This is a genomic window from Streptomyces sp. UF-297 (assembly GCF_058245575.1).
In genome coordinates this window covers 1-15016 of record NZ_JBSIBZ010000142.1, presented here as the reverse complement: position 1 = coordinate 15016, position 15016 = coordinate 1, and the positions used below count along the sequence as shown (strand labels likewise).

At 68.3% G+C, this 15016-nt stretch carries 10 protein-coding genes; 3 read left to right on the top strand and 7 right to left on the bottom strand.

Going from position 1 to position 15016, the window contains the following annotated elements:
- Nucleotides 1-330: 330 nt before the first annotated feature.
- Nucleotides 331-948 (bottom strand): hypothetical protein, encoded by a 618-nt coding sequence (locus AC4IJH_RS41480; protein WP_490857216.1) that lies wholly within the window; start codon nucleotides 946-948, stop codon nucleotides 331-333.
- Between the two features lie 205 nt (nucleotides 949-1153).
- Here AC4IJH_RS41480 and AC4IJH_RS41475 point away from each other — a divergent pair, with 205 nt between their 5' ends.
- Together AC4IJH_RS41475 and AC4IJH_RS41470 are read left to right on the top strand one after the other, a co-directional pair.
- The gene (locus AC4IJH_RS41475; protein WP_490857215.1) at nucleotides 1154-1870 is read left to right on the top strand and encodes a hypothetical protein; all 717 of its coding nucleotides are present in this window, start codon (nucleotides 1154-1156) and stop codon (nucleotides 1868-1870) included.
- Between the two features lie 69 nt (nucleotides 1871-1939).
- Nucleotides 1940-4009 carry a Shedu anti-phage system protein SduA domain-containing protein gene (locus AC4IJH_RS41470; RefSeq protein ID WP_490857214.1) on the top strand — a complete coding sequence of 690 codons (2070 nt, stop codon included), beginning with the start codon at nucleotides 1940-1942 and terminating at the stop codon, nucleotides 4007-4009.
- A 222-nt stretch (nucleotides 4010-4231) separates the two neighbouring features.
- Here the strand turns inward: AC4IJH_RS41470 and AC4IJH_RS41465 are convergent, their stop codons facing one another.
- The 6 genes from AC4IJH_RS41465 to AC4IJH_RS41440 form a co-directional block, all read right to left on the bottom strand.
- A complete protein-coding gene (locus AC4IJH_RS41465) occupies nucleotides 4232-4474 on the bottom strand; it encodes a hypothetical protein (RefSeq protein WP_490857213.1) in 243 nt (80 codons plus the stop codon).
- Nucleotides 4475-4638: 164 nt separating this feature from the next.
- Entirely contained in the window at nucleotides 4639-5535 is an 897-nt protein-coding gene (locus AC4IJH_RS41460; RefSeq protein ID WP_490857212.1) for a hypothetical protein, read from the bottom strand.
- A gap of 956 nt (nucleotides 5536-6491) precedes the next feature.
- On the bottom strand, nucleotides 6492-7619 hold the full coding sequence (locus tag AC4IJH_RS41455) for an AAA family ATPase (protein WP_490857211.1): 1128 nt from the start codon (nucleotides 7617-7619) through the stop codon (nucleotides 6492-6494).
- Nucleotides 7620-7733: 114 nt separating this feature from the next.
- Nucleotides 7734-9998: a transposase gene (locus tag AC4IJH_RS41450; protein WP_490857210.1), complete on the bottom strand. Its 2265-nt coding sequence runs from the start codon at nucleotides 9996-9998 to the stop codon at nucleotides 7734-7736.
- 122 nt (nucleotides 9999-10120) lie between these two features.
- A complete protein-coding gene (locus tag AC4IJH_RS41445; RefSeq protein WP_490857209.1) occupies nucleotides 10121-10879 on the bottom strand; it encodes a TnsA-like heteromeric transposase endonuclease subunit in 759 nt (252 codons plus the stop codon).
- A 233-nt stretch (nucleotides 10880-11112) separates the two neighbouring features.
- The gene (locus AC4IJH_RS41440; protein WP_490857208.1) at nucleotides 11113-12138 is read right to left on the bottom strand and encodes a TniQ family protein; all 1026 of its coding nucleotides are present in this window, start codon (nucleotides 12136-12138) and stop codon (nucleotides 11113-11115) included.
- A 180-nt stretch (nucleotides 12139-12318) separates the two neighbouring features.
- Here AC4IJH_RS41440 and AC4IJH_RS41435 point away from each other — a divergent pair, with 180 nt between their 5' ends.
- Complete coding sequence (locus tag AC4IJH_RS41435) at nucleotides 12319-14628, top strand: helicase associated domain-containing protein (RefSeq protein ID WP_490857207.1); 2310 nt, start codon at nucleotides 12319-12321, stop codon at nucleotides 14626-14628.
- The last annotated feature ends 388 nt before the right edge of the window (nucleotides 14629-15016 follow it).

Here is a 15016-nt window from a genome sequence, read left to right as displayed (position 1 = left end):
CTGTGACAAATCTGTTGGTGATCACTGGGTGGGTGACGTGCTGACCAGGGGGTTTAGTGATCGTTTCAGGACTTTCCGCCATCGTGCGGTGTGGCTCGGAGCTGGGGATTCCGTAGAAGCTTCGGAAGCTGCGGTGGCTTTGACGTGCAGGTTCAGTGATCGTCTCGGAATGTAGTGATCGGCGCAGGATTCTGTTATCGCTGCGTGGTTTAAAGGTGGATTGGTTTGTGCTGGTCAGGGGGCTGGCAGGATCGTATCTGCGATCCCCAGTGCCCCGCTTGGCGCGGTGATGACGAAAGCGCTCGTCTCATGAGCGCACCACGGCGGTGGTCAGCGGCCGGTACCCTGCCAGCGTGGTCCGGGATCTTTCGGGCGCCGGTCTGTGCGGTGGCGGGTCAGCTCAAAGCCGAGAGTGAGCAGCAGCTGCCGGCCTACCTCGTCGAACGGCTCCTGGACAGTGGGCTCACGGAAGAGCTCAGTCAACTCGCCTGCGGAGGTGGCGAGTTCGCGATGCTGCCTGAGATTGTCGGCCATTGAGGCCCGGTGCATCGCCCGCACCATTTCCAGCTGAGGACCGGTCACCTTCCCGGCAAGGGTGTGCCGCAGCGCGACGCTGATGGCTTCGGTGCAGCCCGCGACAGTCTCGACGGTCATCGGGGCCTGCGCGGGCCCCAGTGCGGGCACCAGACCGCTGGCCGCGAACACGCTGTGTGGCTCCATCACATCCCGTACAGCATCCAGGAGTTCGGCACGCCCTCGGAGTGTCAGAGCAGTGCCGCTGCCGAGCTCGGCGACGATCCTCACGAATCGGGCCCGGGCCGTCGGCGATGCCAGCGGATGAGCGATCTGCTGCAGCAGGCCCACGGCCCCCTCACGTGCCACTTCCTTGCTGCGCCCGCCACGTCCCACCCACGTGGCCCAGGCGCGCTGCGCCTGCTGGGTGGGCACGTAGTCGTCCCCGTCCGCGGCACCTATCCCGTGACCACGCGGGTGGATCGGGACGCGGCGTTCGACCGCTTCGTCAAGCTCGCCGGCGAAGGCGTGACTACCAACGTGCAACCGGCCCGCCCCGTGCTGGTCGGCCGCCGCCAGGTCCGCTTCGAAGGCATACCGACCGGGCCAGCTCCACCAGGACGGCAGCTTCTACACGGCGATGCCCATCAACCTCCAGAGCGACCACACCAACGACGATGACCCCAAGCGGCTGTTCCAGCGCGGACTCGAACTCGACCTCGTGGCCCTGGTACAGGCTGCCGCAGCCTGGGCGGCGGAGACCGGATCGGCTGGCGACCTGATGCTGTCCGCTGCACTCCACCGCTTCGACGACAGCGACAAGCCCGTGCACCTGATCGCGTCGGAGCACGCCTTCCACCACGGCCCCGCGACGCCGCTCCCAGCAGTTCCTGCGCAGACCACCGGTGATCTTTCCGCCATCGTTACCGACCAGCGAGAGGCCGTCGTCGTGGCCTGCGCACTCGTCTCCGACCTCCTGGCCGACATGGGAGCGCACGAGCCTCACGTCCTGACCCCCAAAGGAGAGATCCTGATCGACCGACTCGAGGGCCTTCGGCACACTGCGGCTGACGCGGGCGGGGCGGGAGACTGGCCGGCCCCGGGCCAGGCGGCGGACCGGAGCTCGTTGTCGACGACGGAGGCGATCTCGTCCTTGCGCCACTTCTCGGGGGTTGTGGTTCACCAGGCCGCCCGCGTAGGCGCAGCAGTTCGGCGTTGGTGTGCTTCCGTGTCAGACGGCCGCCTACTCAAGTACGCCGCCCACGAAACCGTCGCAGCCGTCGCCAGTGCTCTGGACCGCGCCTACGCCGAACGCATCCCCTACCGCCCCGCTACCGCGCTGCGCTTCGCCGCCTGACGTCTCGTCCGGGAGATGGAAAGTCCCGATCGACGGGCACCTGACCGCCCTGCCCTCCATCCTGGACACATGACGTCCAGCGACCTCTCCCCGGCACACGCGCAGCCATCGATCACAAAGGTGACACGGCACGACATCTTCAACTACCTGCGCGGGATATCGAGCCCCTGGTGGGGGAAACTGGACGAGGTCACGTTCCTGGAGGACCTCTACGACCTGGACCGACCTACGTCCCAGAACAGCCGGCTCCCGACTGTCCGCGCCGAAATCCAGCAGCACCGGTTTAACAACGACGACCTGCCCGACGACTGGATCTTCGAGGACTCTCGGTTGGAGCTCTCCGACGGACCGGACGAGGTGCTGCTCGCTTTCCTGGCACGAACCGTCCATCCCGAGGTTGCGGCTGACGTCGATGAGGCGACGAAGCAGGTCGAGGAGCTGAACCGGCTGCTGGCACCGGACGGATGGGGCCTGCGGCCCTACGAGTTCCTCTCCGGCCGCCCTATCTACACGCCGGTCCGACTTCCGCCCACGGGCCCGCTGGTCCCGCTGCCGTTGAACGACGACGACACGGGCAAGCTCGACCTCGTCCTCGGGCAGACCTACAGCCTCCTGGACTGCGCCGGCGAGGAGACCGCACGCGACCTGCTGCGCACAGCTGTCCTGACCCTGCGCCGCGACGGCGGCTTCTTCCACCCCATGCCTGGTGACGGTTGGACGGCGGACACCTACGAGGCGGTCCTGACCGTGGAGCGCGAGCTCCAGCCCACCTGCGCCCCGGAGATGAAGGAGGTGATCTGGCGGGCGCTGAAGACCCTGCTCAGCCAGCTCGGACGCACCGACGTCCAGGACCTCGTGGTTGAGGGCGATACCCGGCCGCTGCCCAACATCCCGCCGGACTGGCGGGCCCAAGCCACCGCACCCGCCACTCCCATCGTTCGCGGTTTCCGACTCCCCTTCTCCACCACCGAGTTCGACGTCACCCGAGGGGACTTCGCCGACCTGGAGATCCGCGGCTCGCATGACGGCAGCGGGTTCCACTACCTCTACGACACCCGCGCCCGCCGGATGATCACCGACTTCGTCCTCGACGACCGGCCCCAGGTGGCCACACTGTGCAGCGTCACCATCATCGTGAAGGGCAACACCTTCACGCCGAGGATCAAGCTGTGGAAGAAGGACAAGAAGAAGGCCGGGGAGGTCTCCGCCACGCAGACGGTGCCCGACACCGGGGCCACCCGGGCGGTCAAGGCGCTCGTCGACACCGGGAACGTACACGAGAACTTCTGGAAGGTCATCAACTTCCTCCAGGGCTGCGCCGGGCTGAGCACGCCCGGCGACTCCCTCCAGCTCGTGGCCGGGGACCAGGCCCAGCTGACCCAGCTGCTGACCGGCCAGGACCGGTCGATGGTTCTCGGTGCCGTCAGGACCGCGATCGGCGGTGGGCTCACTGAGGAAGACATCCGGTTGATCAGCAACCGCAGAGAGCAACTCCATAGGTTCGAGCGGCTGCTGACCGATCCGGACTACTTCCAGCAGGAGGAGAGCCTGGCAACGACGCGCGGGGCGGAGGCGGTCTGGCAGGCCTTCTTCGAGGCGAACCAGTGGATCTTCGGCTACGGGCTCAACCTCATCGCCTGCGAATCCATCGACGACGGCAAACTGGAACGCATCACCACCGGTGCCAACATCTTCGGCGGAGCCGGGAAACGCATCGACGCCATCATGCGTTCCAAGGGACTGATCAGCAGCATGCTCTTCTGCGAAATCAAGACCCACGACACGGAGCTGCTCGCCAAGACGCCATACCGCGCGGGCGTCTACCAGGCATCGAAAGAACTGGGCGGCGGCGTGGCGCAGGTGCAGAAGACGGTCAGCAAGGCACAGCAGCTCATCTCCCGCGAGTTCCTCACCCGCATCTACGACGACGATGGCACCCCGATTGGCGTCGAACTGTCCACCACCCGGCCCCGGCAGGTCGTGGTGATCGGGAGCCTGCGCGAGTTCACCCATAACGGCGCCGTGAACCCGGAGAAGATCAACTCCTTCGAGCTGTACAGGACATCGATCCAGGACGTAGAGATCATCACGTTCGATGAGCTCTACCAGCGGGCGTGCTTCATCGTCGAAGATCGCTAAGACTCCCATCCACCGGTCTGGGTGACCTTGGGCGTGTCCAGTGGAATTGTCGACGAACAGCCCCAGTTTTACGGTGGTCTGCGACCGTCCGGCTCGGTGAGCTGGACGACAGCCTTATAGATGGCGCTGTGCCGTCACCGACCGGCGTGTGCTCCGCTGGTGGCCCCGGCCTCGGGACCGGGACCACCAGGTCGGGGAGAGGGGATCAGAGGGTGCGTCGGGTCAGCGCTGCTGGATCCACCAGATGATCCACCCGGTCCCGCTCGCGCCCACGGCGCCGGCGGAGCCGCGGACGATGCCGTAGCCCGCCGTACGGGCGAGGGCGCGCAGGCGCCGGCGGAGGCCGCAGTCCAGCAGCTGCCGCAGACGGGTTCGGATCTCGGACCAGATGTGGCGCAGCTTGCCGTTGCCCTGGTGACGCCGGGTCGACGCCGGCCGGTCGGTGCCCTTAGGCTCGTTGGACATGCTGATGGTGCCTCCTTGGGGAGTGACTGTCGGTTTCTTCACTGGGCGGCTCCCTGCTGTAACAGGGGGCCGTCGCCCGTTTGCGGGGCGGCGACCTGCGCCGCGCCCGACCCGGGTGTGCCGGGCCGGGAGTCGTGGGGCCGGGGCCGTAGCCCCGGCGGTGCTCATCGCGGAATCGCGGCCCCCGAGAGCGCGGGGATACGGGAGCCGATCCGCAGCGCGGTGCGGGCGATGCCCTCAGGAGTCCAGACGGCCTCTGCCGCCTCGCGCTCCGTCTTGTTGACGTTCAGGTCGAACGGCGCGGCGAGAGCCCAGCGGACGCGCGTGCTCTGCCCGAGGACGGAGAAGCCGTCCAACTGCTGCTCGGAGAGGAACTCGTACAGCAGGCGCTTCTTCTTCAGCTCCTCGATGCCGCGCCCGACCGTTGACGGGGAGACCCCGTACCAGAGCGCGTACTCCCTGGCCTTGTACAGGGCGAAGGACGGGCTGCGCTGGCTCATGAGGATGAGTAGCATCGTCTTCGCCGGCATCGAGAGCGACCGGTGGTAGTGCTGCTCCCAGTACGCGAACGGCACCTTGAAGTAGGTGCTCTTGCGGGAGCCCTCCTTGTCGCCCGACGGCAGCGTGTACGGGTCGCCGGAGCCGTCCTCGAGCAACTTGGTGATTTTCGTCATCCGGCCGTACGGCTCGGTGCTGATCAGCTTCAGCTCCTTGAGCTTGTGCAGGTGCCGGGAGACCGCGGCGCTCGCCGTGCCGTTGGTGGCGAAGGAGATCCCCGCCGCGCGGCCCCAGGTCTCGGACCGGTGAGCGACGCCCCAGCCGGCGCGCGCGGTGACGCAGTGGATCAGGAGGAAAAGGTCCAGCCGCTCGTTACTGCGCAGCATCTTGGAAAACGGGCCGGGCCGCGTGACCAGGCGGAGGCCGGGATCGGCGTCCTGGACGAAGGCACGCCGGATGAGGACGGCACGACCGGTGCGCTTGGACTGCTCCAGCAGCATCCGTATCGTGTCGTCCTGGCTCACGGCCATGTCCCTCTTGAGCACGGTCAGTTCGGTGTTCACGGAGTCCATGTTCGCCGATCGGTCGTACGAAGCGGGTGTCGAATTCCGGTGCGGCCGCTTGGCCGCCTCCCGTTCAGACCGGGTTATCGGAAAACCTGGGATAACAGATGACCCCAGTAGGAAACCATTGCTGCCAGAAGCTGCAGGCAGGCACATACTTGGCACCTGGAACCTTTAACGCTTCAGACGGTGATCTTTGATGCTCTGGAGCCGAACTCTTGGATAGTTCACGCCGTGACTCCGTACCTGGGAGAACACGGCGGCGAGTCCGGTTCGAGCCGGTCGCGGTGGTGACGTCTCTTCCCGTGGCTGCCAGCGGCCTACGCGGTCCGTACGCCTGCGCCCGTTCTGGCCCCGACAGCACGAGACCCCGGGCCTGAAGAAAGGGCCTGGGGTCCGGCGTGGTGGGGAGGGTGCAGTCAGGGAATGGTTCAGTAGTCGTCCCGTTCGGAGGGCGCCCGTACTGCTCGATGAGGTCGCAGGTGCAGGTGCCGCCCTCGTACAACTCCTTCTCGTATTCGTCGTGGTGGTCCCGCCTCCAGCAGCGGCTTCGCCGGAACGGGTCGCGAGCTGGCTGCGGCGGGCCGGGTCGGGGCAGTCTGGTCGGTGGCGCGGAACTCGATGTCCACGACAGCGGAGGCGATTTCGTCCTTGTGCCACTTCTCGGGGGAGTTGGGAGGGCGTCCTGTCCCGCAGGAGGACGCGGGGGCGTCAGGGCGGCAGGGCCCACCGTCCAGCCCTCGATCCGCTGCCCGGGCCGGGCCGTGCGACACCACGCGGTCGGCGACACCCACCGCAGGAATTCCGCGATCGGCACCTGCTGGCCCGCCCCCACTGCCCGTCGCGGAACAGCGGACCCTGCCGGGGCGGACGGCGCGCAGCGGGGGCCTCTGGCGCCCGGCAGCCACGGGCAGGAGCGCCGGCCCGGCTGGCACCGCGGGGGCCTGCGGCTTGTTTCAGGTGCCGAGTTGGGCTGTTGCGGTGTCGATTTCTTTCATGGTGATGTTCTCGCTGCCGCTTTGGATCGCGATGACGGCGGCGGTGGAGATGACGTAGGTGAGGGCTTTGAAGTAGCCGCCGGTGCGCCGGTGGAGTTCGGCGGCGTGTTTGCTCAGGGCGTTCTCCTCCAGGTGGTGCAGTCTCAGGTCGGCTTCGAAGCTCGTCAGTACGCGTCGGAACATTTCCTGTTCCTCGGTCTTGGTGCCCAGGGGTAACGGGTGCAGCCAGGTCACGGGCAGCAGGGCGGTGGGGGAGGGCGAGGCGGGATCCGCGGGCTGTCCTGCCTGTTCGAGCCGTATCCGGTTCTCCTCGCTGACCCGTGTGAGGTCCTGGGCCAGGATGCGGGCCTGGTGCAGGCGGTGGCTGGCGCCGGTGCCGCAGAAGATGAGCGAGATGCCCAGCTTGTTGCGCAGGTAGTCGAAATAGGGCAGGACGTTTGCGAGGTGCTGAGGTGAGGCGCGGTCGATGTCGTCGATGAGGAGCAGGCGGGTCTGTGCGGTCTCCAGGACGTAGTTGACCGGCAGGGTCACGTCCTGGTGGCGGCGCATCTCCAGGACTTCCGCCAGGCTTTTCGGCTCGGGGTTGAGCCCCAGGTAGGAGCCGATCTCCCAGAGCCAGTTCACCCTTGGCTCAGGGTCTGCGGGGGTGGTGATGTGCACCACCGGGATGGTGTTCGCCTGCCTGCCGTTCGTGGCGGCTTCGATCTCTCTTTGGGCGGTGCGTCCGATCGCCCGAAGCAGACAGGTCTTGCCCGTGCCCGCAGGGCCGTCGATGACGTGGTCCATCAGCCCGTCACGGCGCCCGCTGTTGCCGTGGACCGCCTTGACGACCATGTCCTGCATGTGGGTCATCGCGTCGGTGGGCACCATGCGCAGATGCCGGTGGTAGGCGATGGCCTGTTCGTCCTCCTTCCTGTCCGCAGCGGGACTGCTGCCCGGCGCCAGTGCGGGCGGTTCCACCTCCTCGTCGACGAAGTGCGTCCAGCCGGTGAGCTGGAACAGCGGCAGCGGCCGCATCGGGGTGTCCTGCAGCTGCTGACGCAGACGTGCTTCACGCTTGTTGCGTAGTTCGACGGATGCCTTCATCACGCTTCTCTCTCGTCACGGACCTGCCTCGCATTGGCAGGCCGGCCCCGGGCCGGAAGTCCTGCCCGGGGCCGGCCGACGGGTGCCGGGTCGTTCACGGCTGTAAGTCGTCGCCTACGCCTCCCACACGTCGCCTTCAATCTCGCCACCGACATCACCTTCTGGATCGAGGTCGTCGACGAGCTCCGCGTCGACGACCTCGCAGACATCTGTTGGCCCTCCGGCCGTGGAGCCGTCCGCAGGCCCGTCACCGTCGCCGTCGTCGGAGAAGAGCGCTGCCAGCGGATGCGGAGCCTGTCCGCCCTCCAACGGCTCCGTGCCACCTGCGCCTGAGCGCAGCGCCGGTACAGCGTCTACGGCCAAAGGGGCCCAGGGAGAGATGGGCTGCGCCGGATAGGGCCGCAGTGTCGACAGGTCGAACTCCTCCAGATCTGCGTAGGGATCCCGGGACGGTTCCTCGGTCTCCAACTCCAGGCCCTGGAAGATCGGCTCTTTCCCGGTGCGCTTGGGCGGCGGCCTGCGACTGCGGCGGCGCCGGTCGCGCTGCGCCAGGGACAGGGCGATGGCCTCCTCGCCCTTCTCGCTGCCGCCGGCCGCCTGGTGCTGCTCGGCGTGTTCCTGCCACATGTCCGCGGTCCAGGGGTCGGTGAGCAGGTGCCGCAGCCGGAAGTCGCACGTCACCCAGGTGCCCGCTGTGTGGTCATAAAGCCACACCCGCTCGGGACGGTAGGGGTTGAAGCGGCATTCCCACTGGCCGTTGTGGCCGGGCAGCTCTGAGCTGCCGCGCAGGAGGATCTCCCTGTAGTGCCCGGCGTCCTGCGCGATGGGCTGGTAGGTCCGGTAGTTGATCATGAAGCCGCCCTTGCCGGGGGTGACCCACCGCGGCAGCAGGAAGAAGCGGTTCTGGGCAGGGGAGAGCGGCACGGCCCGGTAGCCGCTGCGGGCCACCTGGACGGCGTACATGTCGTTGGGCGACAGCACAACGCCCGGCCGGAACGGGTCACGCAGTCCCGCATCGGGGGTCTGCTGGTACTCCAGAGCCACCCATTCCTGAGCCATCTGCTGGAGTTCGGCGATCGTGTACAGCGGCATGCGGTCGATACCGCGGCCGCGTTTCTTGTGGCTGCGGCCCTGCCAGCCGTGCCGGACGTGCTGACTGAAGCGGTGCGCGAGGGTGATGAAGAAGCGCTCGACGAGCGGCTTGTCGGGAGCGGTCCTCTTGCGCGCGGGGCGGCGGGCAATACGCAGCCGGTCGCAGACCTCGGTGAAGTGCTGGCTCACATAAGGGCTGCCCTGGTCGTAGATGATCAGTTCGGGGCGGATGACCGGGCGGGCGGCGGTAGCCTCCGTGAACCGTGCGTCCGCCGCCGAGAGCGCTCCGAACGGCAGGCTGGAGGTGGCGGCCGCGCTGAGCGGGTCCCAGCCGGGCATCACTGGCCAGGGCGCGAGAGCCTGGGCCAGCATCAGGGTCAGGTCGATCGCGCGGGTCGCCTGGCCGGGCTGTCCGCTCTCGGCGTCCTTGGACCGGCTGGGCGTGATCATCAGTGCGCAGAGGCTGTGGTTGGCCACGTCGATCAGCGTGGTCATCTCCGTGGAGGTGGGCCGGCCGTCGTCGCCGCGGGCCAGGAGTCGCAGTGGTGTCGTGTCGACCTGAGTGACCTGTCCGGGCCGCAGCACGGCCTCGCGCCCGCCGTGGGGCAGGGGCGGAGTGGCGGCCAGAGCGGCGCGGGCCCGGGTCGGCCGGTCCAGGGCATTGGCCAGGCCGGATTCCTTCATCCGCAGGTAGAAGGTGGAACGGGAGGGCATCAGCGCGGCCACGGCATCCGGATCGCCGAGTTCTGCACCGTAGCGTGAGTGCAGCAGATCCTCGACCTCTTCGCGGATCAGGTCGATGGTCACGTCCGAATCGTGCGCGCGCCGGGCCACCACATCCTGCATGGCGGTCAGGCAGCGCGGATCGGTGAAGCCCCCTGGTCGTCTGTCCCGCGCGGCGGGGAGCAGGACGACCGGGTTCTCTCCGGCCGCTTTCCACTTTCGTCGTTTGTCGGCGAGGGTGTGGGCGGAGCAGCGGATGCCGTCGGCGGCCAGCCGCGCCGACATGGCAGCGCACCGCTGGGCCAGGGTTGTTCCCGGCCCGAATCCCTGCTCATGCTCGCTTCGGCCCGGCGCCAGACCGGTGTCGATCTCCACCATGCGCTCCTGCCAAAGAGCAGCTTCGTCCTCCTGGTCCTCCCGCCGCTCCCACGTTCTGTGCACCGCGCTGTCCGCAGTCGGTGCTGCGCCGCCGGCGAGGACGGCGAAGTCCTCCGTTCCCACCAGCCACCGGTACGACACCGCCCGCGGCGCCTCCGCACCGTCCTGCGGCACCAGCGTGACCACAGGCCCCCGCCATTCCACCGCCTCCCACTCACGCCCCTGCCAGCGCACTCGTGCCCCGATGGACAAAGCCCCCGCACGCCGACTCTCGCCTGTTCCCGCCACGTGCCCCCTCTTTCCGGTCCTCAGGCTGTCCAGGCCGCGGCGTCGGGCAGCAGCGGCTGTGCGCTGTCGAACAGCAGCCGCCGCTGCCACAGCATCCGGTAGGCGAGGTCGAGGCCCGTCAGCTCGTCCAGCCCGCTTGCCGCCACTCCGGCCCGCAGGCCCGTCGGCGACCTGAACGCCTCGAGCAGCGCCCGTCCCGGGCCCTCTTCGCCAGCGGAAGGAAACCGGTAGCCGGCCAGCCATGTCAGATTGCGCCTGCGCATCCCTGACGGCTCGCGCACTTGCCGCACCCGCCAGCCAGCCTCCCGAGCGACCTCCTCAAGCACCTGAAGCCTCGAGGAAGGCACGCCCTCAGCGCCGGGCGGCTTCAACACCAGCACTTCGCGTGTCCCATTCGTCGTCCGCGCCACGAAATCCGGGCGCCAGCGGCGCTCGCGGCCTCCCGCCCGCCACCTCAGCTCCACCGGGCCGGCACTGAACGCCGCCCAGCTCGGCTCGAAGTCGAGCTCGACCGCCAGCCCCCACTGCCGCAGGCTGCCGCACACCACCGTCTGCTCCCGCGTCGCCACTGGCCAGTAGGTGATGATGCCCTTGCGGCCCCGGTACGGCACCGGTTCGCTCACCGGACCGAACTCCTCCAGCGCCACCCCACGCAGTGCGGCCGCACTGCACGCGCGCACCGGCCCGTAGGGCTCGCGGTACAGAGCCACGACACCCTGCCCCGCGCCCGGCACCCCCTTGCCGTCCAGTAGCGCGCCGGAGGCATTTACCGTGCTCACGCAGACCACCGCCCGCCGCCGCACCGCGGCCCGGCCCCGCGTACCTGCCCGGCCCGCTCCTCCAGCGTCGGCTGCCCGTGCGCAGACCGAGTGGCGAAACCGCACACCAATGGTCCTTGTACCGGCAGTGGCCGATCAGGGTCGAACAGGATGACTTCCAGCACTGGTTCCTCCAAGGCCGGTGCAAGTCAGGCGCAGGCGCGGCTGAGCCCCCGTAGTTGCCAAGAGCCGGTTCAGGACAGGCATGATCGTGCTTCCAGCGTGCCTGTCGGTGAGGCGAGGCGGCTGTGCCCCGGGGCTAGCGGCAGCCGCCCCCTTCTGGTCCTGGCGGCCGGTTGCGCTTCCGCGTCCGACGGGGCCCGGTGGCGGTGCAGCCAGTCCAGCAGCGGGCCCCTGCCTGCCTGGACATCCAGATCCCACGACTCCATCAACGCCTCGGCCTTGCCGAGCCACCGGCCACAGGCGTCCCTGTCCCGGACGTCCGACTGCTCGAACTGGAGCATCAGCTGCGCCAACTGCGCAGCCTCCGGATAGACCACCAGCGGCATCACCCGGATACTGCGGTCCTCCAGCCCGCACGCCCACGCCCGGTGGACCCAGCGCAGCACCATGGGCATCGACCTCCACCAGTCAGCGGCCACCTGGAAGGCGTCGGCGAACAACTCCTCACCGGACCGGCCGAACTGCCTCTTCAGCCGGGCACGTTCCAGATGCGCTGCCACGACTTCGGGGAGCTCCTTCAAGGACAGCCCGCCCTGCGGCTCCGTCCGCGAGTCGTCGCACCAGAGCTGGTGCCGGGCACACACCCGCCAGCTGTCCGATACCAGCCACCAGGCCGGCTCCCTGACCCCGCGGACCTCAGCACATCTCGTGCAGCAGCGCACCAGATGCCCCTCGGAAGGCTGCCACGGCCACTTCCACACCGCATCCCCGTCACCCGGCAGCCGGTGACGCGGGGCAAGCCCGGGCAGCGCCCGCTGCAACACGGCCGCCGGTGCACCGGCCAGCACGGCCAGATACTCGAGCCCCGCCTGGTTGACGTACATCTCGGTGTACTGCGGGTACTTCTCCACCCGCGCCGCATCGCCCGACGACGACCCGACGCCTTGGCCCACCCGCTGAAGGAAATCCGCAAGTCCCAGTCCGTTGGCGTGAGCCAGCCGGTTCACGAACGACCCCGTCGACTCCCCGGGCAGGGGATGAGCCCGAAGCGGAAGGGGCTGACGCGGACCGTAAAGCCCCGGCACCTGCAGCACCACGCCGCCCCTCCTTCTCCGACCATTCCGCACGCCCGCGTTCTATCGTCGTCAGCCGCCGTACAGCCCGGTCAAGGCCCCTTAACTCCATCGGGTGAACCAGGCGGCAACACCGCCACACCTTCCACGGCACGGGTCTGAACCTTGATCCGCAACGAGACGACCCGCTGCCAGGAGGGCGCCGTGGCCACGCTGACGAGCAACGGCCTGAGAACACCACTACGCGGCCACCAGACACTTGCCGTCGACGCCTGCATGAACGAGTTCACCGACGGCGCACCCCGCGTGAGCGTCATCATGGCCACCGGAACGGGAAAGACCCTCGTCGCCCTCAACGCCGCCCAGGAGACCGCACCCCAGGGCAACGCCCTGGTCGTGATGCCCACCCTGGAGCTCCTCGAGCAGACAGCCGACGTCTGGCAGCGCGAAGGCCGCCAAGGGATCTACCTCGGCTACTGCTCGCGCGACGACACCCAGGTCCGCTCGCTGCGCGGAATCCTCACCATGGTCCGCGACCCCGGCGAACTCGCCCGCCACGCATCCCTGACCGACGGCCCGGTGAACGTCTTCTGCACCTACCAGTCACTGAACAACCTGACCCAGGCCCACCACGACCACCACCTGCCGCCCTGGGACTTCCTGATCTCCGACGAGGCCCACCGCACCGCCGGCAACCTCCACAAAGCCTGGGGCGTCGTCCACGACAACGACGCCCTGCCCGCCCGCCGCCGTCTCTACATGACCGCCACCCCGCGCGTCTTCGACGAGAAAACCGGCTCACACGTGGCGATCGGCTGCGAAGTCGCCTCCATGGACGACCACAGCCTCTACGGCCCCGTCGTCTACCGCATCTCCCTGGCCGAAGCCATCGACCAGGGGCTGCTCGCGGACTACCGCATCGTCGCCGTCGAGATCAGCGACGACGACCTGCGCCACCTCCTCAGACACGCCTCGATCGCATCAGCCGGCGCCGAAGGCCTGCGCACAGCCGCCGCCCAGGTAGCACTGCTGCGCGCCCAGCACCTCTACGACCTGCGGCGGACCCTGACCTTCCACCGCCTGATCGCATCCGCCGGCATCTTCGCCGAGACCCTTCACGAGACGGCAGCGCTCATGCCCCCCGAGACGCGAGCGCCCCTCCTCGTCGGCACGGTCAACGCCAAGCAGCGCCCCGCCCTTCGCCGGCGATCACTCGTAGACTTCGGCTCCGTCCCGATCATCACCACCACACAGGACACCGCCCCGCAGCGAGCAGTGCTGACCAACTGCCGCTGCCTGGGCGAAGGCATCGACGTCCCCAGCATCGACTCCATCCTCTTCGCCGACGCCAAACAGAGCTCCCTCGACATCGCCCAGGCCGTCGGCCGCGCCCTGCGCCAGAACCCCGGCGACGACAAGATCTCCACCATCGTCATCCCCGTCTTCATGGAACCAGGACAAGATCTCAAGGAAGGAGTCAGACGAACCCCCTACCAACTCCTCTACGACGTCCTCATCGCCCTGAGCGTCTACGACGAGCACGTCATCCACCGCGTCGAATGGGCAAAGGCATCCCAAGAGCCCGACGACGTCCTGGGGCTCGCCGCCCGGCCCGAACGCGCCGACGAGATCATTCCCCTGCTCGACCTCCAGGCGACCCAAGCACCCCACCGCGTATGGCAGATCGGATTCGACAGCTCCCAGCGCTACTTCAACACCTACGGCCACCTCAACGTCCCCAGCCGCTACCTCGGCCCCGACCGCTTCTGCCTCGGCTGGTGGATCGGCCGCCAGCGCTCCCTGCGCATCAACAACATGCTCCTGCCCGAACGCATCGAACAACTGGACACCCTCGGCATGATCTGGCCGCACCCCCCAACCAGCATCGAGTACAAGCTGCGGATCGCCCGGGACTACAAAACCCGCCACGGCCACCTCGCCCCCCACACCGAAGAGACCTTCGGCGGAATCCGACTCGGCCGCTGGATCGCGGAGCGCCGCCGCGAAGCAAACGACCGCACCCTGCCCTACGGCTACCAGCGCGCCCTGAACGAGATCTACCCCTGGTGGAACACCCACTGGCCAAAACACTGGCACCACACCTACGCCCAGGCCCTGGCCGCCGCCCGCGCCGGCAACCTCCCCTTCCCCGACCTGCGCCCCGACACCGACGAGACCCCCCTCACCCGCTGGCTCGACACCCAGATCGACTCCCTCCCCGCCCTCCACCCCGGCCAGCACGAACTCCTGGGCGCCCTCCCGCTCCACCACCCCCTGGCCCTGCTCCTCAGACGCCCACGCGGATACACGCAGATGGCCTTCGCCAGAGGCCTGCGCGCGGCACGCGCCTTCTGGCGAAGCCACCAGCACCTCGACGTGCCCTACGACTACCTCTGCCCCGACACCGGACTCCACCTCGCCGCCTGGCTTGCCGACAAACGCCGCGACCCACTCCGGCTCACCCAAGAACAACGCCACGCACTCGAAGCCCTCGACTTCCGCTGGATCCGCTGACCAGCACGCCTTGCCGCAGCCGGCGAGCGACAGGGCTGTCCACCCTCGGTTCTCCACAGGAGCTGTCGAGCCGATACAGGGTGGCGGGGCCGGAACGGCTGCCCGCGAAGGTCACACGCCGCTGCCCAAGCCCTGGTTCGCTCATAGGCGCGCGCTGACGACGGCACCACTCACACCAAGAGGCTTCTCCCGCGGGCGCGCGAGCCGGGCAGAGAAGTGTCAGACGGAGATGGGCATTGTAGTGGGAAAGTCCGCATGTGCGGAGCGACTGCTGAGATCGCCGCATGTGGTGTGGTGCGCCGTCTTACCGTGGGGGTCTGCCGCACGATCGGGTGACATCTGAACTGGCTTGCCCTGTGGGGCGGGTGGGAAGGATGTCGTTGTGCCC